Here is a 25,759-nt window from a genome sequence, read left to right as displayed (position 1 = left end):
AACGAATCTGCAATAACAATGAATTTTTATTCAACCCCACCGATCGTTATCGTGGCGCGGCCCGCCACCACGTTCGTTCCTAGGGGATTGTCTTGTCGCTCTATCTACTCCCACTGTTCGCACCATTCCTTCTGCTGACCGCCGCTGTCGTCGCCCTGGTCCGCGGCGGTCGCCCTCCATTGATTCCCCTCCTCGCCGAAGGCACCGCGCTCGGCGCGCTCTGCATCGCGATCGCATCGCTGGCGCTGGTGCTGTCGCGAGGCACTGGCGACAGCCCACTGATCGGATGGGGCGACATCGGCCTGTCCGCGCGGCTCGACGCGGTCAGCGTGACGATGCTCTTGCTGGTGACCTTCGTTGGCTGGATCGTGGTGCGGTACGCACGCACCTATCTCAACGGCGAGGCTCGCCAGGGCTACTTCACCGGCTGGCTGTGCATGGCGCTGGCGGCGGTGCTGCTGCTGGTGCAGGCAGGCAATCTGATCCAGGTCGTCATCGCCTGGATTGCCACCAGCATCGCGATGCATCGCCTGCTGCTGTTCTATCCCGAGCGCGTGGAGGCGCAGCGCGCCGCACGCAAGAAGCGCGTGTTCTCCACCACCGGCGGTCTCGCCCTGACCTGCGGCGCGCTGCTGATCTGGAAAGGCACGGGCACGACCGATATCGCCACGATCAACGCAATGGCCGCGCATGGGCAGCACTCCTGGTCGCTGGTCGCGGCAGCCGCTCTGCTCGCACTTGCTGCGGTGCTGAAATCGGCGCAGTTCCCGACCCACGGCTGGCTCACCGAGATGATGGAAGCGCCCACGCCGGTATCGGCCTTGCTGCACGCCGGCGTGGTCAATGGCGGCGGTTTCCTGCTGATCCGCTTTGCCGACCTGATGCTTGCCGCCCCCGGCGTGCTCGCCGTGCTGGCCATGCTGGGCGGGTTCACCGCCTTGTTCGGCGCGCTGGTGATGCTGACCCAGCCGGCGGTCAAGACTTCGCTCGCCTGGTCCACGGTCGCGCAGATGGGATTCATGATGCTCCAGTGCGGTCTGGCGCTGTTCCCGCTGGCCCTGCTGCACATCGTGGCGCATTCGCTCTACAAGGCGCATGCGTTCCTGGCCTCCGGCGGCGCGGTCGAGCAGGTGGCGGCCATCCGCAGGCCCGGCCCGGTCGCCGTTCCGAATGGGTCGGCGGTCGGCCGCGCATTTTTGATCGCACTGGCGATCTATATCGGCATCGGCACTGCATTCGGGTTCACCTTCGGCTTCGAGCACAAGTCGCCGCAGGCGCTGGCACTGGGCGCGATCCTGATCTTTGGGGTCGCCTATCTGCTGGCCCAGGGCCTTGCCGATGCCGCGCCGCGCGCCCTCACCCGCAGGACGGCGATCTACGCCAGCGCCGCGGCGACCGGCTACTTCGCGCTGCAGACCGCCGCCGAATGGCTGACGGCCGGCGTGCTGCCGGCAACGCCCGCACCGGGACGCCTGGAGTGGACGCTGATGGCGCTCGCGGTGCTGAGCTTCGGGCTGGTGGCGGTGGCGCAGGCGCTGTTTCCGCTCTGGGCATCGCACCCCGCTGCCGCCGGGCTCCGCGTCCACCTCTCCAATGGGCTGTATGCCAACGCCACGATCGATCGCCTGCTTGGCGGCTGGTCTGTTCGCAAGACCTCCTGACCCCCTTCACGCCAGGCATCCATGCTGATGACCACCACGACCACCACAATGTCTCTGTCCCACGATGTGATCATCGCCGCCGCGCAGCGTGCGGCACGCGCCATCCCGCCGCTGTGGCCGCTCGCCTCCAGCGTTGCGGTCAACCCCTTCCTCGGCCAGGCCAGCGAGCCGCTGGAAATGGCGGCGGCGCGACTGCGGCGCGCGTCCGGTATCGCCGTCACCATGCCGCGGCATTGGTATGCAGAACGGCTACAGTCCGGCGAAATCACCGAAGACGATCTGCGGGCGGCCTTGCAGAACGCGCCGACCGCACTGCGCCCGCCGAGCTTGTCCGCGCTCAAACACGCCCTCGCAGCCACGCGCCCTGCCCCGCAGGCGATCCCCACGGTCGCCGAGCTGGCCCGCGCTGCCGCTGCGATCGACTGGCCCGGCATCGTCAACGAACGCATCGGTCATTGGGCAGCCGGCTATTTCGACCAGGGCCAGGCGCTCTGGGCGGTCGGCCAGTCCGGTGGCGCTTACAGCACCTGGCGGATCATCGCGACCCACGATCTGACTCCGGAAATCGCCGGCCTGGCAGGTTTCGCACGGTATGTGGCGGATGCGCCGGCCAATGTCGAGGACGCAATCGTCGACTGCGTCGCCCGCCTCGGACTTTCGCGAGACGCGCTGGACGGTTATTTCCACCGCTTGCTGACCACGTTGGGCGGCTGGGGTCAGCTCGCCCGGTATCGGCTCTGGCAGGCTGAGTTGAGCGGCGCAACCGATGCATGCGCCACCGACCTGCTCGCCATCCGCATGCTCTGGGAAGCCGCGCTGCTGGGCAACGGCGGCGCCGCGCTGGTGCCTGGCTGGCGGACGGCCGTTGCCGCCTACGCCGAGCCGGTCGCTGCAACCTCGGACGATGTCATCGACAGCATCCTGCAGGAAGCGGTCGAACGTGCAGCGCAGCGAAGGCTCAACGCCGTGCTGGCCGCGCCATCGCCGGCCAAGGTCGCAGCTGGCCGTGTGAAGTTGCAAATGGCGTTCTGCATCGATGTGCGCTCGGAAGTCTTCCGCCGGGCGCTGGAAAGCCTCGATTCGGGCATCCAGACCCTGGGGTTTGCAGGGTTTTTCGGCTTGGGCATCGGCCATCGCCGGTTTGCCTCGGACGTGGTCGAAGCGCGCCTGCCGGTGCTGCTCGCTCCAGGTGTGGTCACCTGCGCAGGTGACGCGACGGCGTCGGCAGCCGCCTCCGACCTCAGCGCCCGGATCGCGGCACGTGCCACACGCGCCTGGGGCCGCTTCAAGCTGGCGGCCATTTCCTCGTTTGCCTTCGTCGAGGCCACCGGCCCGATCTACATCGCCAAGCTGCTGCGCGACGGGCTGGCGCTGGCTCGCCAGCATGCACCGAACGAGCCGGCGCCACGCGCTGCCGACGGGCTGGACCTGGACACCCGGCTGACCATGGCCACGCGCATCCTCAAGGCGATGTCGTTCACCGGCGGCTTCGCACGGCTGGTGGTACTCGCCGGCCATGGTGCGAAAGTGGTCAACAACCCCCATGCGAGCGCGCTGCACTGCGGCGCATGCGGCGGCTATTCCGGCGAAGTGAACGCGCGACTGCTCGCGTCGCTGCTCAACGATGGCCAGGTGCGCGCCGGTCTTGCCGCACGCGGCATCGTCATTCCCGCCGACACGTTATTCCTGGCCGCACTGCACGACACCACGACCGATGCGGTCACCCTCTACACCGCCGACCACGCTTCGCCCGGGCATGCCGAAGATCTCGCCCAAGCGGCGCAGTGGCTGGCCGCAGCCGGGGCGCTGGCGCGCGGGGAACGCGCCGCGCGCCTGCCCCGCGCGCACCGCAGCCAGGACATCGCACATCGCGCCCGCGACTGGGCCGAGATTCGCCCCGAATGGGCACTTGCCGGCTGCCAGGCCTTCATCGCCGCACCGCGCGCGCGCACTGCCGGGCGCGACCTGGCCGGGCGCGCCTTCCTCCACAACTACGACTGGCGCTACGACGACGGCTTCGGCGTGCTGTAGTTGATCCTGACCGCACCGGTCGTCGTCGCCAGCTGGATCAGCCTGCAGTACTACGGATCGACCGTTGCGCCCGAGCGTTTTGGCGCCGGCAACAAGCTGCTGCACAACGTCACCGGCGGCATCGGTGTGGTCGAGGGCAATGGCGGGATCCTGCGCACCGGATTGCCGTGGCAATCGGTGCATGACGGCCAACGCCTGACCCACGAGCCGCTACGGCTCTCCGTGCTGATCGACGCACCGCCCGAAGCGATCGCCAACATCCTCGAACGGCACCCGCAGGTCCGCGCCCTGTTCGACAATCGCTGGCTGCACCTGTTCGCCCTGGACGACGAAGGCCGCATGGCGCACCGCTATCTCGGCGACCTGCGCTGGGAGACGTCTTTCGGGGATGCGCCTTCGCAGAGCAATCGCACACCCACCCTTGCGTAAAGCAGGTTCCAGCTCGACTGGCGCCCTCGCTCGTGAATGGCGAGGGCGCACCTGGGGTCTACTTCCAGCCTCAAAGAAACGCCGCGCGATCAGATCACCGGTGCGGCGATTTCGATCGACGAAAGCGTGGGCCCGACAGACCGGCGGTCACTCCCACTCGATCGTCGCAGGCGGCTTGCCGGAAATATCGTAGACCACCCGCGAAACGCCGCGCAGCTCGTTGATGATGCGGTTGCTCACCGTGCCGAGGAAGTCGTACGGCAGGTGCGCCCAGTGCGCGGTCATGAAGTCGATGGTCTCCACCGCGCGCAAGGCGATCACCCATTCGTAGGCGCGTGCATCGCCGACCACACCGACCGATTTCACCGGCAGGAACACCGCGAAGGCCTGGCTGGTCTTGTCGTAGAGATCGGCCTTGCGCAGTTCGTCGATGAAGATCGCATCGGCCTTGGCCAGCAGCTCGGCGTACTCGCGCTTCACCTCGCCGAGGATGCGCACGCCCAGGCCCGGGCCCGGGAACGGGTGGCGATACACCATCGTGCGCGGCAGGCCAAGCTCGACGCCCAGGCGCCGCACTTCGTCCTTGAACAATTCGCGCAACGGTTCGACCAAGCCCAGCTTCATGTGCTCCGGCAGGCCACCAACGTTGTGATGGCTCTTGATCACGTGCGCCTTGCCGGTCTTGCTGCCGGCCGACTCGATCACATCCGGGTAGATCGTGCCCTGTGCCAGCCACTTGGCATTGGCCAGCTTGCTGGACTCTTCGTCGAAGATGTCCACGAACAGGTTGCCGATGATCTTGCGCTTGGCTTCCGGGTCGCTCACGCCTTCCAGCTTGGCGAAATAGCGGTCGGCCGCGTTGATGCGGATCACCTTGACGCCCATGTGCTCGGCGAACATCGCCATCACCTGGTCGCCTTCCTGCCAACGCAGCAAGCCGGTATCGACGAACACACAAGTGAGCTTGTCGCCGATCGCCTTGTGCAGCAGCGCGGCAACCACCGACGAATCGACGCCGCCGGACAGCCCGAGAATCACTTCGTCGTCGCCCACCTGTTCGCGTACGCGCGCGATCTGGTCCTCGATGATGTTGGCCGCAGTCCACAGCGTCTGGCAGCCGCAGACATCCACCACGAAGCGACGCAGCAAGGTCTGGCCCTGCAAGGTATGCGTCACCTCCGGATGGAACTGCACGCCGTACCAGCGCTTGGCTTCGTTGGACATCGCCGCCACCGGGATGCGGTCGGTCGTGGCGGTAATGGTGAAGCCCGGCGGCACCTGCGACACGTGGTCGCCGTGGCTCATCCAGACGTTCAGGCGCGACGCGCCTGCGTGATCGGTCAGCCCAGAGAACAACGCGTCGGCGGCGACCACCTCGACTTCGGCATGGCCGAATTCGCGCTGGTCGGCGGCTTCGGTGGCCCCACCCAACTGCGCGGCGAGCGTCTGCATGCCGTAGCAGATGCCGAACACCGGCAGGCCGCTATCGCACACTTCCTGCGGCGCCACCGGCGCGCCAGGCAACGTGGTCGACTCCGGGCCACCGGACAGGATGATGCCCTTGGCACCGAAACCGGCAATCTCCGACGGATCGTGATCCCATGCCCAGATCTCGCAATAGACCCCGATCTCGCGGATGCGCCGCGCAATCAGCTGGGTGTACTGCGCGCCGAAATCGAGGATGAGGATCTTGTCGGTATGGATGTTGGTCATTGAGAGCCGGGAATCGAGAATCGGGATTGGGGAATCGCAACAGCAAACGCAGCACCAGCCGCTATCGGACGAGGAAGCGGCGGGCTCTTACGATTCCCGATTCGCGATTCCCCATTCCCGATCATCCAGCGCGATAGTTCGGCGGCTCTTTGGTGATCTGCACGTCGTGCACGTGGCTTTCGCGCTGACCGGCGCCGGTGATCTTGACGAACTTGGGCTTGCTGCGCATTTCTTCGATGGTGGCGCAGCCCACATACCCCATGGTCGCGCGCAGGCCACCGATGAGCTGATGGATGATGCCGCCGACCGGGCCGCGATACGGCACGCGGCCCTCGATGCCTTCGGGAACCAGCTTGTCGGCATCGGAAGCATCCTGGAAATAGCGGTCCTTGGACCCCTTTTCCATCGCACCCAGGCTGCCCATGCCGCGGTAGCTCTTGTAGCTACGGCCCTGGAACAGTTCGACCTCACCCGGTGCTTCTTCGGTACCGGCCAACAGGCCGCCGACCATCACCGTCGAGGCACCGGCCACCAGCGCCTTGCCGATATCGCCGGAATAGCGGATGCCGCCATCGGCAATCAATGGAATGCGGTCCTGCAGCGCCTCGGCCACCATGTCCACCGCAGTGATCTGCGGCACGCCCACGCCAGCAACCACACGCGTGGTGCAGATCGAGCCCGGGCCCACGCCAACCTTGACCGCGTCCGCGCCGGCATCCATCAATGCCAATGCCGCATCGCCGGTGACGATGTTGCCGCCGATCACCTGCAGCTGCGGATAGGTCTTTTTGACCCACGCCACGCGATCGATCACGCCCTGCGAATGGCCGTGCGCGGTATCGACAATCACCACGTCCACGCCGGCTGCGGCAAGCAGCTCGATGCGCTGTTCGGTATCGCCGCCCACGCCCACCGCCGCGCCCACCAGCAAGCGCTTGGCGCTGTCCTTGGCCGCATTGGGGTTATCGGTCTTCTTCTGGATGTCCTTGACCGTGATCAGACCGCGCAGCTCGAAGCTGTCGTTGACCACCAAGACCTTTTCGATACGGTTGCGATGCAGCAGCTCGAGCACTTCCTCATCGCTGGCGCCCTCGCGCACGGTGATCAGGCGGTCCTTCTTGGTCATGATGTGGCGGACCGGATCGTCGAGCTTCTTTTCGAAGCGCATGTCGCGGCTGGTGACGATACCGACCAGTTCGCTGCCATCCACCACCGGCACGCCGGAGATGTTGCGCGCGCGCGTCAGCGCCAGCACTTCGCCGATGGTCGTGTCCGGGCTGACGGTGAACGGCTCGGTGATCACGCCGGATTCGAACTTCTTGACCCGCGCCACTTCGCCGGCTTGCTGTTGCGGGGTCAGGTTCTTGTGGATGATGCCGATGCCGCCCAGCTGGGCCATGGCCACCGCAAGACGGTGTTCGGTCACTGTGTCCATCGCCGCCGACAGAATCGGTAGTTTCAGGCGCAGGTCGCGCGTCAGCCGGGTTTCCAGGCTGACGTCCTTGGGCAGGACGATCGAGTGAGCAGGGACGAGCGAGACGTCGTCGTAGGTAAGAGCTTCAGCCTGGATGCGTAGCATCGGCGGACCCGAGTTTGGGGAAGCGCGGCATTTTAACGCATTGGGGCCGGGATTGGGGAGTCGGGATTCGCAACAGCGTCGCGTTGCACCGCCCACCGTTCGCCTGTTTGCCGATTGCCGGCCGATCTCGGATGCAATCCGGATCAGCCGATGCATGCACTTCGCCGTTGCCTTTAACGAATCCCGGATCCAGAATCCTGAATCCCGGCCGCATCAGCGGCCTCGATGGTGTTCTGCATCAGCGTGGCCACCGTCATCGGCCCGACCCCGCCCGGCACCGGGGTGATCCAGGCCGCGCGCTGCGCGGCGGCGTCGAAGCCGACATCGCCCACCAGGCGCCCATCATCGAGCCGGTTGATGCCGACATCGATCACCACCGCACCCGGCTTGACCCATTCGCCCGGAATCAGCCCCGGGCGGCCGACTGCCACCACCAGGATGTCCGCATTGCGCACGCTGGCTTCCAGCACATCGGGCGGGGTGAATTTGTGGCAACTGGTGACCGTGCAGCCGGCGATCAACAGCTCCAGCCCCATCGGCCGGCCAACGTGATTGCTCACGCCCACGATGGTGGCGTTGCGGCCGCGCACCGGCTGGTCGGTGTGGCCGAGCAAGGTCACGATGCCGCGCGGCGTGCACGGGCGCAGCCCGAATTCGCGCAAGGCCAGATGCCCGACATTCTGCGGATGGAATCCGTCCACGTCCTTGCGCGGGTCGATGCGCTGAATCAGCCGGTTGGCATCGGGAATGCCCGGCAGCGGCAGCTGGATCAGAATGCCGTGGATCTTGGGGTCGGCATTGAGCTCATCGATCAGCGACGCCAACTGGGCTTCGCTGGTGCCCTGCGGCAGGTCGTAATCGAAGGCTTCGATGCCGACCTTCTCGGCCGCGCGCCGTTTGTTGCGCACATACACCGACGATGCCGGATCGCCACCGACCAGCACCACCGCCAGCCCGGGGCGCGCCTTGCCGGACGCCACCCGCGCGTCCACCCGCAGCTTCAATCCGTCGAGCAATTCCTCGGCAATGCGGCGACCATCGAGAAGGCGGGCCGAAGCGGAGGCAGCTGGCGCAGAAGCGGTCATGGGGCGTCAGGTGTAGAGTCGAAGGCCGTCTATTGTCCCCGATTCCGCCATGACCGACACCACCTCACGCTCCGATTCGAGCACCACTTCGATCGAAGCGGCAGCATTTCGCCGTCTGCTGCAGCATCTCAACCAGGACCGCACCGATGTGCAGAACATCGATCTGATGATTCTCGCCGGCTTCTGCCGCAACTGCCTGGGCGATTGGTACCGCGAAGCGGCCGAAGCGCAAGGCCAGGCCATGACCAAAGAGCAGGCGCGCGAAGCCGTTTACGGCATGCCATTTGCCCAATGGAAACAGCAGCATCAAAAAGACGCCACGCCCGAACAACTGGAAGCCTTCGCCGCCGCCCAGCGCAAGCATGGCTAGGCAGGCATCAGTGAGCGCGTCTGCCAAGATGTCCCGAGCGGTCTGTGGCTGGAGGTGGGCGCGCTGAGAAGCCGGAGCGCACGAGCGCCCCATACCGTGCAGGCGTGGCGCGCCCGACGCTCGCGCGGTGGCGTGTGTCCGCTCCCAGTGGCCAGCAAGACGTAGCGAACCATCGTCCAATCGCGGCAATCGCACCGTACGAATGGCGCATCGCATCGCGCACTGGCCATCTCGCGTAGCGTCTGCGCAGCGGTGTTGTCGGCTGCCCTAGGAGCGTGTCATGCACGTTGAGATGAGATGCGTTGGCCGCCAGCGGTGCGGAGCGGATTCTGGCTGGCGTCGGCTTGGCTGGCGCCAAGGCAAGCCGCGCGGCGCCCGCGCCGTACCGCTGACGGCCAACCCGCCGGGAAGCGCCCTGTGGCGCGCCGATACCGTGTTGCGCGCCTTGTCTCGACGCGCCACAGCACGCTTCGCACTGACCTCAACGTACATGACACGCTCTAGTCGCGCGTCTGCGTCTGTACTTGTCCAGCCTGCGGTACCGCATCGGGATTCAGGGTGCGACTGCCGCGGCGCGGCCGCGTGAACGGCGTGGGCCGGGGTGCGGTAGGCACGGTGTTGCCATACATCAGCCTGGCTCCGGCCCGTGCATCGCCGGCAGTGATCTCCAGTTCGAAACGCTCGGCATCACGGCGGCGGACCTCACGCGAAATCATGCCAGCTTCGTCCTCGTCCACACCCAGTTCCACCAGCGCCACTTTGCCGAAGATCACCGCCGACTCGAAGGTCTCGCGGATCTGGTAATCCACTCCCGCCGCGACCAACTGCAGCGAATGCTGGCGGTCGTACGAACGCACCAGCAGCTTGGCATGCGGAAACTCTCGCGTCGCCAGCTCGACGATGCGATTAGCTGCCTCTTGATTGTCGACGCACACCGCAATCGCACGTGCGCTGTGTGCGCCGGAGGCGTGCAGCACATCGAGCCGGGTGCCGTCGCCGTAGTAGATCTTGAAACCGAATTCTTCCGCGCTTTGGATCATCTCAATGTCGTTATCGATGATGGTCACATCCACATCGCGCGCCAGCAGCGACTGACTGGCCACCTGCCCAAAGCGCCCGAAGCCGATGATCAACACGCTACCGGTCTGGCCGCTGGCTGCTTCCACCCCATCCAGCGAGATCGCCGCTGCCGGCGTCAGCCGCCGTTGCAGCAGCACGAACAACGGGGTCAGTGCCATCGACAACACCACGATGGCGGTCAGGCTGGCATTGACCTGGGCATCGATGACGCCCGCTGCCGACGCGGCGGCAAACAGCACGAATGCGAACTCGCCGCCTTGTGCCATCAGCACACCACGGTCCAACGCCTGGCGATGGTCACTGCGCATCATCCGCGCCACCGCATAGATGCACACGCCCTTGCCCACCATCAGGGCCAGCACGCCCACCACGATCAGGCGCCAATCGGCCGCGACCACACGCACGTCCAGGCTCATGCCGACACCGAGAAAAAACAACCCCAGCAGGATGCCGCGAAAGGGTTCGATATCCGCTTCGATCTGATGCCGGAACGTGGACTCGGACAACAGCACGCCGGCCAGGAACGCCCCCATCGCCATCGACAGCCCGCCCACCTGCATCAACAGCGCTGCGCCCAGCACCACCAGCAATGCTGCTGCGGTCATCACTTCGCGCGCCTTGGACGCGGCCAGGATGCGGAACAAGGGATTGAGCAGCCAACGCCCGGCCACCAGCAAGCCGACGATGCAGGCCAGACCGATGCCGATGCCCTGCCAACGCTGCGATGCGGCCTGCGGGTCGCCGCTGGCTCCCATCCAGGCCACGATCGCCAGCAACGGCACGATCAACAGATCTTCGAAGAGCAGGATCGCCACGATCTTCTGCCCCGGCGGCAAGGCGACGTCACCGCGCTCGGCCAACAACTGCATCACCACCGCGGTGGAGGTCAGCACAAAACCGGACGCCGCCACGAAGGCCACCGGTAGCGCAAAGCCGAGCAACATGCCGACGCCGGTCAACACCAGCGCGCAAACCGCGATCTGCAGCGTGCCAAGTCCGAAGATTTCCTTGCGTAAACTCCACAGGTGCGAGGGGCGCATTTCCAGCCCGATCACGAACAGAAACATCACCACGCCCAACTCGGCCACATGCAGGATGGCTTGCGGCTCGTTGAACAGGCCCAAACCGAACGGACCAATGGCAAGTCCCGCTGCCAGATAACCCAACACCGAGCCCAGGCCGAGACGACGGAACACCGGGATCGCAACCACGGCAGCGCCGAGCAGCACCACCACGTTGATCAGTTCACTGGATTCGGCAGGTTGGCTCATGCCCGGATTCTAGCGGCACCAGCGCGGCCTCGGCCTGCATCAGGGTGCGCATCTTTGCCCGCGCTTGGCGTTGCCAAGCCGGGCTCTGCAGACGCGACAATGCGTACGACAAGCTCCCAAACGACGAACGACGCCAGCTGGCGTCGTTCGTAGAAACAGCGATCAGGCAACAATCAGCCGCGCGCGTCGGCCTGGGCCAGTGCTTCGCGCAGGATTTCCTTCGCTGGGCCGCCATGCTTTTCGTGCTCGAGCGCAAAATGCACGGTTGCCTCGATCAGGCCGATATGCGCGCCGCAATCGAAACGGCGACCCTCGAAGCGGAAGGCATCGACCTGCTCTTCCTTCAGCAACTCGGCGATCGCATCGGTGAGCTGGATTTCACCGCCTGCGCCTGCACCGGTGGCTTCGAGCAGGTCGAAGATCTTGGGGCTCAGCACGTAACGACCGACCACGGCCAGGTTGCTTGGCGCGACTTCCGGCTTGGGCTTTTCGACGATCGCGTTGATGCGGCCCTTGCGGCCGTCGAATGCGTCGGTGGAAACGATGCCGTAGCTGGCGGTCTTGTCGTGCGGCACGTCTTCCACGGCGATCACGCTGCCGCCCGAGGCTTCCGCCACGTTGGCCATCTGGGTCAACGCAGCATCGCCGCGGTTCCACATCAGATCGTCCGGCAGCAACACCGCGAACGGTTCGTTACCGACAACGGCCTTGGCACACAACACCGCATGGCCCAGGCCGAGCGCCTCTGCCTGCGTGACAAAAATGGCGCGAACGCCCTCCGGCAATGCATGGCGCACCAGCTCCAGCTGCTCCAGCTTGCCTGCACGCTCCAGCTTCTGCTCGAGCTCATAGGCCTTGTCGAAGTAATCGGCAATGGAGTGCTTGTAGCGGTTGGTCACGAAGATCAGCGTATCGCAACCAGCCTGGATGGCTTCGTCGACGGCGTACTGGATCAATGGCTTGTCGATGATTGGCAGCATTTCTTTCGGCACGGTCTTGGTTGCCGGAAGAAAGCGGGTCCCAAGACCTGCGACGGGGAATACGGCCTTGCGAATACGCTGGCTCATTACAGTCTTCTGACCTCACGTGCGGGGAATGGAACGACCGTATCAGATCGCGCGTCGACTTTCCGTCGAGCAGCCGCAAAATCCGGCATCAAGCTGCCCAATACAGTCTCCATCGCCTTGATGTCATAGCGGTTAACGGCCTCGCGCAAGCGCGTGACCAGCTGCAGCACCTGCTCATGCGAGAACTCGCGCACACCGGCTTCCAGGATCTTGGGGTGCGCGGTGGGACGATAGTCTTCGTCGGAATAGAACAGCGTCTCGTGCAATTTCTCGCCCGGACGCAGGCCGGTATAGAGAATCGCCACGTCCTTGCCCGGCTGCTTGCCGGCCAGACGGATCATCTGCTCGGCAAGCAGTCGAATCGGCACCGGCTCGCCCATGTCCAGTGTATAGATCGCACCATGCGACGCGGATGCAGCTGCCTGGATGACCAACTGGCAGGCTTCGGGGATGGTCATGAAGTAACGCGTCACATCCGGATGCGTCACGGTTACCGGGCCGCCCTGGCGGATCTGTTCGCGGAACAACGGCACCACGCTGCCGGCCGAATCCAGCACGTTACCGAAGCGCACGGTGATGAAGCGCGTCGGCGCATCGCGCGCGTCGAGGCTTTGGCAGATCATTTCTGCATAGCGCTTACTTGCGCCCAGCACGTTGACCGGCTCGACCGCCTTGTCGGTGGAGATGAAGACGAAGGTTTCGATACGTGCACGCTGGCAGGCGCGCGCCACGTTCTCGGTCGCTAGCACGTTGTTGCGCACCGCCTCGCGCAACTGCTCTTCCAGCAACGGCACCTGCTTGTAGGCGGCTGCATGGAAGACCGCATCCGGCGTGGCAGTGTTCAACGCATGCGCCACGACCGCCGGGTCGCCGCAATCGCCCAACACGCGCACCACTTCGATATCCGGGAACAGCCGGCGTAGATCCGAGTCGATGGTCAACAGCGCCAGCTCGTCGATTTCCAGCAGGACGATCCGACGCGCGCCGTGGCGCGCGCACTGGCGGCAGACTTCCGAACCGATCGAACCGCCGGCACCGGTCACCATCACGGTCTTGTTGGTCAGCCAGTCGCGGATCAGGCGCCAGTCGGGCGTGACCGGCTTGCGGTTGAGCAGGTCCTCGATCGCGACCTCCTTCAACTCGCCCGGCAACGAGCGCCCCTCCAGTACGTTGATCAGCTTGGGCACCATGCGGAACGGCAGGCCAGTGCTTTCGCAGATCGCCACGACGCGCTGCATGCCAGAGGCGTCCAGCGACGGGATCGCGATCACCAGCAACTTGGCGGCGGTCTCCTTGGCAATGGCGGCGGCCTGATCCAGATTGCCCAGCACGTTGAGACCCTGGATCTTGGCCCCATGCAGGTTATTGGCGTCGTCCAAATACCCGACCGGCACAAATGCGCCGGTGCGACGCAGATCGCGCACCAACCCTTCAGCAGCGCGACCAGCACCAAGGATCAGCACGCGCTGCGCGGCATCTCCGGAGTGCGCAATCTGATAATCCTTCCAGGCCCGATACAGCAAACGGGGCGTACCCAGCATGGCCGACAAGGCAAATGGATAGACCACCAGCACCGACAGCGGCACGCCATCCAGACGGTCGTACGCCAGCGCCAGCACGATCGCGACCAGTCCAAGAAAACTCGCCTTGAAAATGTTCCACAGGTCCGGCACCGAGGCGAAGCGCCACAACCCGCGGTACAACCCCATCTTCCAGAACACCAGGCCCTGCGCCACCAACACCACCGCGGTGCGCCAGTCCCACAGCGGCAGATCCGGCGCGTCACGTAGCATCGAATAGCGACCGGCATGCAGCAGCTGCCAGCACACCCACACCATCAGCAGGTCATGTACCACGACCGCTATCTGCGGCAGGGCCTTGGTCAAACGGTCACGCCAGGAAATCATAAAAGTCCATTAGTCAGGAATTGCGCAGTCCATCGCGCAGAAAAAGCCAGATTGCAGTGGCGCCCATGCCCCACACCAGCGCGCCGGACACCTGCAGCCAGAACGGATCATGACGGATTAACAGGTACAAGCAGACGGCAATGAGGCTGAACGCGAAATAAACGCACGTTACCGGGACGTGCGTCTCAAGACGACGCGCCAGACGTTGGTACAGATGCTGGGCATGTGGCTCCCACCAGCGTTGCCCGGACAGCATGCGAGCAAGCAGCGTGAAGCCGGCGTCTACAAGAAAGGCCGTCAACGGGAACCAGCTGATCCACCAGCTCACCTGACCACTCGCCACGTTCAGCGCCAGCAGCGCCGCCAGCACGTAGCCGAGCGCGCCACTGCCGCCATCGCCCATGAAGATGCGCGCACGTGGGAAATTGAACGGCACAAACCCGAGGCACGCGGCTGCAATCGCCAGACCTGCCCACGACCAACCGGCAGGCGCTACCAGCGAGAATCCCAGCGCGGCCAACGCCGCCTGGGTGCTGGCGAGCCCATTGATGCCATCCATGAAATTCCAGACATTGATCAACACCACGGACGCAGCGGCAGTCAGCACTCCATCCCACACGCTGCCCGTCGCGTGCCAAACCAAGGCGCCCAATGCCGCCGATGCGGCCAGGTGAATCGAAAACCGCAGCCTTGCCGAAAGCGGACGGTGGTCGTCCCACCAGCCCACGCCGGCCACTGAGACCAAGCCCGCTGCGAACCAGCAGACCGTCAACCGGGATGTCGGCCATAGCGCGCACGCCGCAACGCAGCCCAGCAAGATTGCCGCCACAATCGCCATGCCGCCACCGCGCGGGGTCGCCACCAGGTGGCTACGCCGTTCACCGGGATGATCGAGCAGACGCCGGTGCAAGGCATAGCGCCGCAGCCCCCAGGTGCCCAGTGCCGCGACCAGCAGGTGCAGCGCGCACCACAGCCACGCCATCAGACCACCGCGTAGTTCAACAGCGGTTTGACCGTACCCCATTCCTTGCAGCTCGGGCATTGCCAGTGATGCGTCTTGGCACCGAAGCCGCAGCGCGTGCATCGGTAGCTCGGATTGCGCACCAGCAACTGGTCGGTGATGTGCTTGAGGTCCTGCAGGGTGCCGACCGGGTCGCTCCCCTCGGCCAGGGTGAGATCGATCAATGCCGACTCACCACGCACCGACGGCCGATCCTTGAGCTGGCGGCCAAGATAGGCAAGCGCAGGCGCGACGCCATCCTGGGCTTCCATCAACTGGGTCAGCGCCAGCACCGGAGCGATGCCGCGATAGTGCTCGGTCATCTCCGACAGGAAGTTGCGCGCGCCGGCGATATCGCCGACCCGTCGATACGCGGCCATCAATGCAGGAATGATCTCGGGCAGGTATTCCGGATCATGCCGGGCAGCCCGTTCGAACGCGCGCACCGCCGCTTCGTCGTGACCGCGCTCGGCTTCGATGCGTCCTTCCAGAATGCCGGCACGCACGGAAGTGCCATCGGCCTGGTAGGCACGTGCGATCGCTTGGAGTGCATCGTCGGTTTTGCCCAGGCCGCGATAGCGATCAGCCAGTTCGCATTCGAATTGCGAGATCAGCTTGCCCATCGGCTCGCCGGTCACCTCTTCATAGCGGGTGGCGTTGTCGATCGCCTTTTCCCAATCGCGCTCGGCCTGATAGATACCGATCAGGTGACGCAGCGCCTGCGGCGCGCGCTGGTCAAGTTGCGCCAACTCCGTAAAGACCGTTTCGGCACGATCCAGCAGACCCGACTTCATGTAGTCCTCGCCGAGCGCCAGCAAGGCCTGGACGCGCTGCTGATCGGTCAGGTCGCCACGCTGCACCAGGCCCTGGTGCAGGCGGATCGCACGGTCCACTTCACCACGGCGGCGGAACAGATGCCCCAACGCGACCTGGGTCTCGAAGGTTTCCTTGTCCAGTTCGGCGATGTGCAAAAACAGCTCGATCGCCTTGTCCGGCTGTTCGTTGAGCAGATAGTTCAACCCGCGGAAATAGGTACTGGAAAGACGACTGACCTGCGTGTCGCCATGGCGTTGACCGCCACGACGGCCGACGATCCAGCCGCCTAGCGCAGCCAGCGGCACGAACAGGAAGAACCAGATCCACTCGGTCAGAAATTCCATACGTCGTTACAGTCCATCGATGGGGCGCGGCTCGACGGTCGCAGGCGTGACAGCCCTGGCGTCGGCGCGACTGACCGCAACAGCCTTGTTGGCCTGGCGCAGTTTGGAATAGAGGGGAATGACCACACTGACCAGCACCATGCCGGCACCGACCAGCAGCGCGACGATGATCGCGACGCCTGAACTGGTATGCACGCTGGAGAACAGAAAATCGAGCGTGACGTCCTGGGAATTGACCGCACCGATGATCAGACCGACCAGCAGGAAGGCCAACATCACCAGCAAGCGAAGCACCTTCATGGCGAGACTCCGTCGGGAGGCGGACTAGCTTAACCGAGACCACATAAACGCAGCGCCAGAATGGCTTCAGTCTGCCGTATCGGCCACATCCACAGGCACCACGGAGCTGACACGCTCACGCAATTCCTTGCCCGGCTTGAAGTGGGGTACATGCTTGCCCGGCAGCGCGACCGACTCGCCGGTCTTAGGGTTACGTCCCAACCGTGGCGGACGGTAATGCAGCGAAAAACTGCCGAACCCGCGAATTTCGATCCGATCGCCATCGGAGAGCGCCTGGCCCATCATTTCCAGCAGCGACTTGACTGCCAGATCCACGTCGTCCGACTTCAGATGCGCTTGGCGTCGCGCCAGGATTTCAATCAATTCGGACTTGGTCATGGGAGACTTGCTTTTTTCGACTGACACATCGGAATCGGCCCGGGCAAGCCCGGGCCGATCCGTTACGCTCTTGCGAGCGCTACGCGCTTACTCGGACTTGTTGTTGTTCAACTGCGCACGCAGCAGCGCGCCCAGCTGAGTCATGCCGCCCGACGCGGAGGCGGACTGGTAGTCCTCCAACGTTTCGCGCATTTCGGCATCGTCCTTGGCCTTGATCGACAGCTGCAGGGTGCGGCCCTTGCGGTCCATGCCCACGAACTTGGCTTCGATCTTGTCGCCGACCTTCAGGTGCTGGGTGGCGTCGTCGACGCGCTCGTTGGCGATGTCGCGTGCAGCGACGTAGCCTTCGATGCCGTCGGCCAAGTCGATCGTGGCGCCCTTGGCATCCACTTCACGCACCACGCCTTCGACCTTCGAACCCTTCGGGTTGGACGCCATGTACTGACCGAACGGGTCCTGCTCCAGCTGCTTGACGCCCAGGCTGATGCGCTCGCGCTCCGGGTCCACTGCCAGCACGACGGCTTCCAGCGTGTCGCCCTTCTTGTAGTTGCGCACGACATCTTCGCCGGTGGTGTTCCAGCTGATGTCGGACAGGTGGACCAGACCGTCGATGCCGCCGTCCAGACCGATGAAGATGCCGAAGTCGGTGATCGACTTGATCTGACCGGACACCTTGTCGTTCTTCTTGTGGGTCGCAGCGAAGGTTTCCCACGGATTGGCGGCAACCTGCTTCATGCCCAGCGAGATGCGGCGACGCTCCTCGTCCACGTCCAGGACCATTACTTCGACTTCGTCACCGACCTGCACAACCTTGGACGGGTTGACGTTCTTGTTGGTCCAATCCATTTCGGAGACGTGCACCAGACCTTCGACGCCCGGCTCGATCTCGACGAATGCGCCGTAATCGGTGACGTTGGAGACCTTGCCGAACACGCGGCTGTTGGCCGGGTAACGACGGGCAATGTTGTCCCACGGATCTTCGCCCAGCTGCTTCAGGCCGAGGCTGACGCGGTTACGCTCGCGATCGAACTTCAGCACGCGCACGTCCAGCTCGTCGCCGACGTTGACGACTTCGGACGGATGGCGCACGCGCTTCCAGGCCATGTCGGTGATGTGCAGCAGGCCGTCGATACCGCCCAGGTCCACGAATGCGCCGTAGTCGGTCAGGTTCTTGACGACACCCTTCAGGATCGCGCCTTCCTGCAGCTTGTCCATCAGCTGCTCGCGCTCTTCCGAGTGCTCGCTTTCGACCACTGCACGACGCGAAACCACCACGTTGTTGCGCTTGCGGTCCAGCTTGATCAGCTTGAACTCAAGTTCCTTGCCTTCCAGGTAGGCCGGGTCGCGCACCGGGCGCACATCCACCAGCGAACCAGGCAGGAACGCGCGGACATCCTTGATGTCCACGGTGAAACCACCCTTGACCTTGCCGCTGATGCGGCCGGTGATGGTTTCGTTCTTTTCCAACGCTTCTTCCAGCTCGTCCCACACCATCGCGCGCTTGGCCTTCTCGCGCGACAACACGGTTTCGCCGAAGCCGTTCTCGATGGAATCGAGGGCGACCTTGACCTGGTCGCCTACGCCGACATCGATCTCGCCAGCGTCGTTACGGAACTGCTCGATCGGCACAATGCCTTCGGACTTCAGGCCAGCGTTGATCACCACCACGTCGCCGCGAACTTCCACGACGGTACCGGTGACGATGGAGCCCGGCTTCAGCTTCGCCAGATTGGCTTGGCTGGCTTCGAACAGTTCTGCAAAAGATTCTGTCATTTGAATTTACTCAGTTGAACACACGGGCGCCGATCGTCGGAGTGCGACAGATGCGAACCGCCCAGCCTGTTGGTCGACTCCATACAGCGAGTCGGTTAGAAGTCATAGAACTGCCACGCAGGATGCGCGACGGAGCTTTGGAACGCCTTACGGTCGGCGGGACAAACCCGCTTGCGAAACGCTTACGACGGCGCGCGGTCTGCGAGCAACCCGACCACACGCTGGACGACATCCTCGATTCCCATTCCACTGGTATCGATCAGCACGGCGTCTTCGGCCGGCCGCAATGGCGCCACCACCCGCTGCGCATCACGGGCATCACGGGCCATGATCTCGCGCAGCAGGTCGTCAAAGATAACCGAAACACCCTTTTCCATCAACTGTTTATGGCGACGGCCCGCACGTTCTTCGGCACTGGCGGTCAGAAACACCTTGTAGGCAGCATCGGGAAAGATCACCGTGCCCATGTCGCGCCCGTCGGCAACCAGCCCGGGCGCGCGCCTGAATGCGCGCTGGCGCTCCTTCAGGGCGCTGCGCACCTCGGGAATGGCCGCAATGGCCGAGGCCAGCGCACCGGTCGTTTCCAGCCGCAACTCGCTGGTCGCATCCGCGCCATTGACCAGCACGCGCAGTCCTGCCTCGCCCGCATCGTCGAATTCCACCCTGGTGTCGAAGGTGCAGCGCACCAGCGCTGCCGGATCGGAGACATCCAGGTCGGCCCAGCTCGCAGCAACCCCGACAGCGCGATACAGTGCGCCCGAATCGAGGTAGTGCCAGCCCAGCCGGGCAGCCACGATCCGGCTCACGGTGCCCTTGCCGGCGCCGGAGGGGCCATCGATGGTGAGAACGGGCGACAGGTCGGTCATTCAGGTGTCCGGAAGGTCATCAGCCGGTAGTGTAGCGCCGCTTGCAGCGATTGCGCCGCAACCACTTGAAAGCACGACGAAAAGCCGGTTAGAATCGCCGGCTTCATTCCGGGTGCACCCTCGATTGCGGGCACTCTTCCATCGAATCCAACCGTTTACGCCGAGGTGTGCCATGAAAGTCCTGTCCTCCCTGAAGTCTGCGAAGACCCGTCACCGCGACTGCAAGGTGGTCCGCCGCCGCGGTAAGGTCTTCGTGATCTGCAAGTCGAACCCGCGTTTCAAGGCGCGTCAGCGCTAAGCCTCTGCGGCGTGCGCAAGACCCGAGAAAGCCGCCTCCGGGCGGTTTTTTCTTGGCCGCTGCTTCACAGCACTGGTTGCCCTACGTCTCTGCCGCCGGCCGACCCTGGCAGGACATTGTCGTGACTGGGCCGGGGCGCCCGGGCAATCGCGGCCCCGCCAGGTCAGCCGTGTCGCAACAGCGCCTGTCGTCGTTTTTTGCTGTAATCACCACCTGAAATCTTGTCCACTGGGGAGTAGATGACATGCGTAACCGTTTGTTTGTGATGCCGCCGGTCGTGCTGACAATCGCGCTGATGGGGATCAGTGCCGTCGCTTCGGCCGATACGCTGCTGGTCGACCGCGCACAGCAGAAGCCTGCCGCTGCCCTGCCCTTGCGCGGGGAGAGCATGAGCCAGGTCGAAGGCCGCTACGGCGCGCCGCAGGAAAAGCTCGACCCGCGCGGCGGCCAGAAGCGCCAGTGGCCGACCATCCATCGTTGGGTGTATCCGGCCTTCACCGTGTACTTCGAAAAGAGCAAGGTGATCGACGTGGTCGCCAACAAGGCCGATGCCAACGAGATCGGGCCCAAGCCGCCGATCCGCTGAGACACGGCGACGGCTCGGCCGGAGGTGTTGGCATCTGTTATTCGCACGCCGGCCGTCACGATTCGCATCGCAAGCTGGACCGGGTCCGTCAGCATCCGGACATGCGTTGCTGCAATGCTGCCACAAAGCCGGGCGCGGCGAGCGGCGCCCGGATCGCAAGAGCCCGCAGCGACGTGCGGGATATCGATGAACGTGTGGGCGATGGCCCGCACACCAAGATGAGTATTTGCCTGGCATGATCGACCGTCTTCGCTTTCCCGCCGAGTGGGAACCCCAATCCGCTGTGTTGCTCGCGTGGCCGCACGCCGGTACCGATTGGGCCGAGCGCCTGGCCGATGTAGAGGAAACCTACATTGCGCTGGTCACGGCGATCTCCCGCTTCGAACCGGTGGTCGTCTGCGTGGCCGACGACGACCTGCAGATCTATGCCGAGGCGCGGCTGCGCTCGGCGCGGGTGGACATGACGCGGGTGCGTTTCGTGATCGCCGCCTACAACGACACCTGGCTGCGCGATTCGGGCCCGATCACGCTGCGCCAGGACGCCGGCTTCCGGTTGATGGATTTCCGTTTCACCGGTTGGGGCGGCAAGTTCGAAGCCAGCCTGGACGATCAGCTGGTGAGCTCGCTGGATGCCGCGCAGGTGTTCGTGCCGGCGCAGGTGGCGACGGTCGACTTCGCCCTGGAAGGCGGCGCAATCGAGACCGATGGTGCCGGCACCCTGCTGACCACCTGGAAGTGCCTGCATGAGCGCCACCCGCAGCACACGCGCGAATCGCTCAGCAGCGATCTGGCCGCCTGGCTGGCGCAGGAGCGCGTGCTGTGGCTGGATCATGGCTACCTGGAAGGCGACGACACCGACGCGCATATCGATACGCTGGCGCGCTTTGCCGGTCCGGATGCGATCGTCTATCAGGGCTGCGATGTGGCCAGCGATTCGCATTACACCGAGCTGCAGGCGATGGGCGCCGAACTGGCCGCGCTACGCACTGCCGACGGGCAACCGTATCGGCTGTTTGTGCTGCCGTGGGCACAGCCCATTCTCGACGAAGGCCGCCGGTTGGCTGCGTCGTATGCCAATTTCCTGATCGTCAACGGCGCGGTGTTGATGCCGGCCTATGGCGATGCCGCCGACGCAACCGCGCAGGCAGTGCTGGCGCAGGCGTTTCCGCAGCACGAGATCGTGCCGGTGCCGTGTCGTGCGCTGATCTGGCAGAACGGCAGCCTGCATTGCCTGACCATGCAATTGCCGGCCGGCCTGCTCGCGGCCTAATCGCAGTTGCGAACCTCGCCTGCGTCGCGGCCGCACCGACCGCGCGTGGCTTCCTGTTCCGGCCGGCAGGCCGGTGTTACGCCATGGCGCGCTACCTTAGTGCGCCACTTACGTTGGATGCTGCCATGACCCGTCATCTCCTTCCCGTCGCGCTGATCCAGGAGCGCAACCACGGCGACGCCGAGGCCAACCTGGCCGTCATCGCATCGCGCGTGGCCGAAGCCGCCGCGCAGGGCGCAAAGCTGGTGCTGCTGCAGGAACTGCACAACGGTGCGTATTTCTGCCAGCACGAGTCGGTGAACGAGTTCAACCTGGCCGAGCCGATTCCCGGTCCCAGCACCGAGCGCCTGAGCGCGCTGGCCAAGGAGCACGGCGTGGTGCTGGTCGCCTCGCTGTTCGAACGTCGCGCGGCCGGCCTGTATCACAACACTGCGGTGGTGTTCGAAAAGGACGGCCGGCTGCTCGGCAAGTACCGCAAGATGCACATCCCCGACGATCCGGGCTTCTACGAGAAGTTCTATTTCACTCCGGGCGACCTGGGCTTTACGCCGATCGATACCTCGGTGGGCCGCCTGGGCGTGCTGGTGTGCTGGGACCAGTGGTATCCGGAAGCGGCGCGCCTGATGGCGCTGGCCGGTGCGGAACTGCTGCTCTACCCCACGGCGATCGGTTGGGATCCGGAGGACCAACAGGCCGAGCAGGAGCGCCAGCGCGATGCCTGGATCCTCAGCCATCGCGGCCATGCGGTCGCCAACGGCGTGCCGGTGCTGTCGTGCAACCGCGTCGGCCATGAGCCCTCCCCGCTGGGCGCATCGGGCATCCAGTTCTGGGGCAACAGCCATGTGCTGGGGCCGCAGGGCGAGTTCATTGCCGAAGCCGGCCAGGACCCGACCGTGCTGATCTGCGATGTCGACCTGCAGCGCAGCGAACACGTGCGCCGCATTTGGCCGTTCCTGCGCGACCGCCGCATCGATGCGTACGGCGATCTGCTCAAGCGCTACATCGACTGACGCATGCCATTGGAGCTGCGTGCAGTCCGCGATGCGGACATTCCGGCGATCACCGCGATTTATGCGGAACAGATCGCCGGGGTCAACACCTACGAATACAACGCGCCATCGCTCGATGAGATGCGCGCGCGGGTGAGCGCGATCGTGGATGCGGGCTACCCCTATTTGGTGGCAGAGCTCGATGGCGTGGTCGCGGGCTATGCCTATGCCAGTGCATTTCGCGCGCGTGCGGGATATCGCTGGACGGTGGAGAACTCGATCTACCTGGCCGCCGCGATGCAGCGTCGCGGCATCGGCAAAGCGCTGCTGGGCGAGCTGATCGCGGTGTGCGAGCAGCGCGGCTTCCGGCAGATGATCGCGGTGATTGGCGATGCCGAGAATCTGGCCTCGCGCCGCTTGCATGAACGTTTTGGATTTCGCACGGTCGGAGTCTTTAACGGAATCGGCCGCAAACGCGGTCGTTGGTTGGACGGCGTGCAGATGCAACGCGCGCTCGGCTCCGGCGACACCGCCCCTCCTTCTGATGAAAAAAAGCCACATGACTGAGCAGCCCCCCCACGTTCTGGACGATGCGCTGTCCGGCCAGCCGCATCGCATCGTCGAACGCGACGGCGTGCGCTATACCCTGCTCGGCACCGCGCATGTGTCGCTGGCCAGCGTTGCCGCCGTGCAACGGGCGATCGGCAGCGGGCGTTACGACGCAGTGGCGGTGGAACTGGATGCGCAGCGCCTGCAGGCGCTCAGCGACCCGGATGCCCTCGCCCGCCTGGACCTGGTACAGGTGATCCGCAAAGGACGCGTGGCCTTGTTCGCGGCGAATTTGGCACTTGCCGCGTACCAACGCCGCCTGGCCAAGCAACTGGGCATCGAGCCGGGTGCAGAACTGAAAGAGGCGGTGAACCTGGCACGCGCGCAGGGCTTGCCGGTGCATCTGATCGATCGCGAGGTTGGCCTGACCTTCAAACGTGCGTCCGGGCGCCTGGGCTTCTTCGGCAAGATGAAACTGGCCGGCGGATTGCTCGGCGGCCTGTTCGCTGCCGATGAGGTCGGCGAAGAGGAAATCGAAAAGCTCAAGCAAGGCGACATGCTGGAGGCAAGCTTCGGCGATTTCGCCAGCGAAAGCCCGGAACTATACGAGACCGTCATTGCCGAGCGCGATCAATACATGGCCACGCGCCTGCGCGAAGAAGTCGGCGCGGATCAGCGCGAGATCTTGGCGGTCGTCGGCGCCGGGCATCTGGCCGGGCTTGCGCGCCATCTGGAACAGGACACCGCAGCACCCGGCCCGCTGCGCGAATCGCTGGAATACGTGCAGCAGCGCAAGCGCATTCCATGGATCACGCTGGGCATCCTGGCGATCATCATCACCGGCATCGGCATCGGGTTCTGGCGTGGCGGCCTGAGCATGGGCGCGGACCTGTTGCTGCAGTGGGCCATGTATACCGGCGGCATGGCCGCGCTCGGCTGTTTGCTGGCCGGTAGCCACCCGTTGAGCATTCTCACCGCCGCGGTCGTCGCGCCGTTCAAACCATTCCGCCTGAGCGTGCCGACAGGTGCATTCGCGGCGTTGGTCGAAGTGCATATGCGCAAGCCGGCCTACGGCGATTTTCTGTCGCTGCGCGACGATGCGCAGACGCTGCGCGGCTGGTATCGCAACCGCGTCTCGCGGGTGGTGCTGACATTCCTGTTGACCAATTTCGGCAGCATGGCCGGTGTATGGCTGGCCGGGGTGCAGATCTTCAACCGTCTGCATGGGTGAGCTTAAGCCGCTTGGTCCAGACCGTTCGCAGGAGCGCACCTGGGCGCGATGAGGCTTTACCGGTCAATCCCCGTCGCGCCCGGGTGCGCTCCTACGACATACGGTGGGTTGGTGGATGCTCCGGCGCGAGCTGCAGGTGTGCACAGACGCCGTGCGGAAACGCACGGGCGCGCCGACGCTTCTTGGTAGGAGCGCACCTGGGCGCGATGAGGCTTTCCCGGTCAATCCCCGTCGCGCCCGGGTGCGCTCCTAGGGCATGCGGTTGATTGCCGGACGCTCCGGCGCGAGCTGCAGGCGTACCCACACCCCATAGTGATCCGATGCCCAGCGGCCTTCGGCATAAGGCGCCTCGAATAGGATGCGGGCTTCGCGGGCCAGCAGGCGGTTCTGCTGGAAAAACACATGGTCGATACGCGCAGGCCTGTCGAAGACGTGCATGTTCAAGGTGCTGACCGTGGCATCGCTATTGCGATGCACGCTGCCATAGCTGTCGCCGTAGCCCTTGCGTAGCGCTTGCAGATCGAGCGTGTCGGCGGCGGTGTTGAAATCGCCGGCGATCACCACCGGCGCCTGCGCGCTGTTGGAGGCGATGAAGTCCAGTAGATCGGCTACCTGGCGCGTGCGGATGCCGGTACCGCGTGGGTCGGCGCGTTCATTGAGATGGGTGACGTAGACGTTGACCGGCTGGCCGTCGACATCGATCTGCAAATGCGCGGCGACACGGTAGTCGTCCAGCGGCTGCAGCAGGCGCTGGTGCGTGGCCAGCACCTTGCGGTGACTCAGCAACGCGTTGCCGTAGCGCTTGGGCGCGTCGACCGGATCGACCGAGGCGAAGGTGTAGTCGTAGCCGAGCTTGCGCGCCAGCCAGGCAGCCTGATTTTCCACGCTGCCGCGGCGCTCGATCACTTCCTGCAACGCAATCACATCTGGCGCCAGTTGCTTGAGCTGCCTGGCGATATAAGCGCGTCGTGCCGGCCAGTCTTCGCGATCGTGATGCAGGTTGAGCGTGACCAGGCTCATTTCACGCGGCGCCGCACTCGGTGACTGCCCGACAGCTGGCAGTGACCGATCGGTCTTGCCGCGTTGCATGGCTTGCGCAGGATTGACGCCCTGAGCTATTCGCCCGGCCTGCGCGCCAGTCGAGCACAGCAGCAGCACGAGCACCG

At 64.7% G+C, this 25,759-nt stretch carries 21 protein-coding genes and 1 pseudogene; 9 read left to right on the top strand and 13 right to left on the bottom strand.

The features are described 5' to 3' along the window. Nucleotides 1-92 precede the first annotated feature (92 nt). Both J7360_RS05705 and J7360_RS05700 read left to right on the top strand, forming a co-directional pair. Nucleotides 93-1,661, top strand: coding sequence for a proton-conducting transporter membrane subunit (locus J7360_RS05705; protein ID WP_209033427.1), 1,569 nt, complete (start codon nt 93-95; stop codon nt 1,659-1,661). A 21-nt stretch (nt 1,662-1,682) separates the two neighbouring features. Then, nucleotides 1,683-4,121, top strand: a pseudogene (locus tag J7360_RS05700) (DUF2309 domain-containing protein). 147 nt (nt 4,122-4,268) lie between these two features. Here J7360_RS05700 and guaA read toward each other — a convergent pair. The 3 genes from guaA to folD form a co-directional block, all read right to left on the bottom strand. Beyond that, nucleotides 4,269-5,834, bottom strand: a complete 1,566-nt coding sequence (gene guaA / locus J7360_RS05695) for a glutamine-hydrolyzing GMP synthase (RefSeq protein WP_057661584.1) — start codon at nt 5,832-5,834, stop codon at nt 4,269-4,271. A gap of 121 nt (nt 5,835-5,955) precedes the next feature. Then, entirely contained in the window at nt 5,956-7,413 is a 1,458-nt protein-coding gene (guaB, locus tag J7360_RS05690; RefSeq protein WP_007963221.1) for an IMP dehydrogenase, read from the bottom strand. Nucleotides 7,414-7,586: 173 nt separating this feature from the next. Further along, the gene (gene folD, locus J7360_RS05685) at nt 7,587-8,498 is read right to left on the bottom strand and encodes a bifunctional methylenetetrahydrofolate dehydrogenase/methenyltetrahydrofolate cyclohydrolase FolD (RefSeq protein WP_209033425.1); all 912 of its coding nucleotides are present in this window, start codon (nt 8,496-8,498) and stop codon (nt 7,587-7,589) included. Nucleotides 8,499-8,547: 49 nt separating this feature from the next. Here folD and J7360_RS05680 point away from each other — a divergent pair, with 49 nt between their 5' ends. Continuing rightward, nucleotides 8,548-8,868 (top strand): DUF1244 domain-containing protein, encoded by a 321-nt coding sequence (locus tag J7360_RS05680; RefSeq protein WP_007963232.1) that lies wholly within the window; start codon nt 8,548-8,550, stop codon nt 8,866-8,868. Nucleotides 8,869-9,368: 500 nt separating this feature from the next. Here the strand turns inward: J7360_RS05680 and J7360_RS05675 are convergent, their stop codons facing one another. From J7360_RS05675 to cmk, 9 genes are all read right to left on the bottom strand, one after another. Beyond that, a complete protein-coding gene (locus tag J7360_RS05675; protein ID WP_057661579.1) occupies nt 9,369-11,219 on the bottom strand; it encodes a monovalent cation:proton antiporter-2 (CPA2) family protein in 1,851 nt (616 codons plus the stop codon). A gap of 173 nt (nt 11,220-11,392) precedes the next feature. Continuing rightward, nucleotides 11,393-12,286 (bottom strand): UTP--glucose-1-phosphate uridylyltransferase GalU, encoded by an 894-nt coding sequence (gene galU, locus J7360_RS05670; protein ID WP_007963236.1) that lies wholly within the window; start codon nt 12,284-12,286, stop codon nt 11,393-11,395. Continuing rightward, the gene (locus J7360_RS05665; RefSeq protein ID WP_007970136.1) at nt 12,286-14,193 is read right to left on the bottom strand and encodes a nucleoside-diphosphate sugar epimerase/dehydratase; all 1,908 of its coding nucleotides are present in this window, start codon (nt 14,191-14,193) and stop codon (nt 12,286-12,288) included. The genes galU and J7360_RS05665 overlap by 1 nt, the downstream gene beginning before the upstream one ends. A 13-nt stretch (nt 14,194-14,206) precedes the next feature. Further along, nucleotides 14,207-15,175: a glycosyltransferase family 4 protein gene (locus J7360_RS05660; RefSeq protein ID WP_209033441.1), complete on the bottom strand. Its 969-nt coding sequence runs from the start codon at nt 15,173-15,175 to the stop codon at nt 14,207-14,209. Further along, on the bottom strand, nt 15,175-16,353 hold the full coding sequence (lapB, locus tag J7360_RS05655; RefSeq protein ID WP_057661574.1) for a lipopolysaccharide assembly protein LapB: 1,179 nt from the start codon (nt 16,351-16,353) through the stop codon (nt 15,175-15,177). The genes J7360_RS05660 and lapB overlap by 1 nt, the downstream gene beginning before the upstream one ends. A 6-nt stretch (nt 16,354-16,359) precedes the next feature. Further along, nucleotides 16,360-16,653, bottom strand: a complete 294-nt coding sequence (locus tag J7360_RS05650) for a LapA family protein (protein ID WP_057661571.1) — start codon at nt 16,651-16,653, stop codon at nt 16,360-16,362. A gap of 66 nt (nt 16,654-16,719) precedes the next feature. Continuing rightward, nucleotides 16,720-17,031, bottom strand: coding sequence for an integration host factor subunit beta (locus tag J7360_RS05645; protein WP_003489651.1), 312 nt, complete (start codon nt 17,029-17,031; stop codon nt 16,720-16,722). Nucleotides 17,032-17,118: 87 nt separating this feature from the next. Next, nucleotides 17,119-18,804 carry a 30S ribosomal protein S1 gene (gene rpsA / locus J7360_RS05640; protein WP_003489652.1) on the bottom strand — a complete coding sequence of 562 codons (1,686 nt, stop codon included), beginning with the start codon at nt 18,802-18,804 and terminating at the stop codon, nt 17,119-17,121. A 182-nt stretch (nt 18,805-18,986) separates the two neighbouring features. Continuing rightward, nucleotides 18,987-19,670 (bottom strand): (d)CMP kinase, encoded by a 684-nt coding sequence (gene cmk / locus J7360_RS05635; protein WP_008572390.1) that lies wholly within the window; start codon nt 19,668-19,670, stop codon nt 18,987-18,989. A 172-nt stretch (nt 19,671-19,842) separates the two neighbouring features. Here cmk and ykgO point away from each other — a divergent pair, with 172 nt between their 5' ends. The 6 genes from ykgO to J7360_RS05605 all read left to right on the top strand — a co-directional run bounded on the left by ykgO (nt 19,843) and on the right by J7360_RS05605 (nt 24,593). Beyond that, nucleotides 19,843-19,968, top strand: a complete 126-nt coding sequence (ykgO, locus tag J7360_RS05630; RefSeq protein WP_005913193.1) for a type B 50S ribosomal protein L36 — start codon at nt 19,843-19,845, stop codon at nt 19,966-19,968. A gap of 244 nt (nt 19,969-20,212) precedes the next feature. Continuing rightward, on the top strand, nt 20,213-20,554 hold the full coding sequence (locus J7360_RS05625) for a hypothetical protein (protein WP_007970129.1): 342 nt from the start codon (nt 20,213-20,215) through the stop codon (nt 20,552-20,554). Nucleotides 20,555-20,789: 235 nt separating this feature from the next. Then, entirely contained in the window at nt 20,790-21,824 is a 1,035-nt protein-coding gene (locus J7360_RS05620; protein ID WP_057661570.1) for an agmatine deiminase family protein, read from the top strand. Nucleotides 21,825-21,949: 125 nt separating this feature from the next. After that, nucleotides 21,950-22,834 (top strand): carbon-nitrogen hydrolase, encoded by an 885-nt coding sequence (locus J7360_RS05615; RefSeq protein ID WP_057661568.1) that lies wholly within the window; start codon nt 21,950-21,952, stop codon nt 22,832-22,834. 3 nt (nt 22,835-22,837) lie between these two features. After that, complete coding sequence (locus tag J7360_RS05610) at nt 22,838-23,380, top strand: GNAT family N-acetyltransferase (RefSeq protein ID WP_057661565.1); 543 nt, start codon at nt 22,838-22,840, stop codon at nt 23,378-23,380. Further along, nucleotides 23,373-24,593 (top strand): TraB/GumN family protein, encoded by a 1,221-nt coding sequence (locus J7360_RS05605; protein ID WP_039571193.1) that lies wholly within the window; start codon nt 23,373-23,375, stop codon nt 24,591-24,593. The genes J7360_RS05610 and J7360_RS05605 overlap by 8 nt, the downstream gene beginning before the upstream one ends. Before the next feature lie 249 nt (nt 24,594-24,842). Here J7360_RS05605 and J7360_RS05600 read toward each other — a convergent pair whose 3' ends face one another. After that, on the bottom strand, nt 24,843-25,757 hold the full coding sequence (locus J7360_RS05600) for an endonuclease/exonuclease/phosphatase family protein (RefSeq protein ID WP_057661563.1): 915 nt from the start codon (nt 25,755-25,757) through the stop codon (nt 24,843-24,845). Nucleotides 25,758-25,759 lie beyond the last annotated feature (2 nt).

It is taken from the genome of Xanthomonas sp. D-99, from assembly GCF_017746145.1.
GTDB lineage: Bacteria > Pseudomonadota > Gammaproteobacteria > Xanthomonadales > Xanthomonadaceae > Xanthomonas > Xanthomonas cissicola.
Note: the sequence above shows the minus strand (reverse complement) of the source record. Positions and strands in the feature narration are given on the sequence as shown.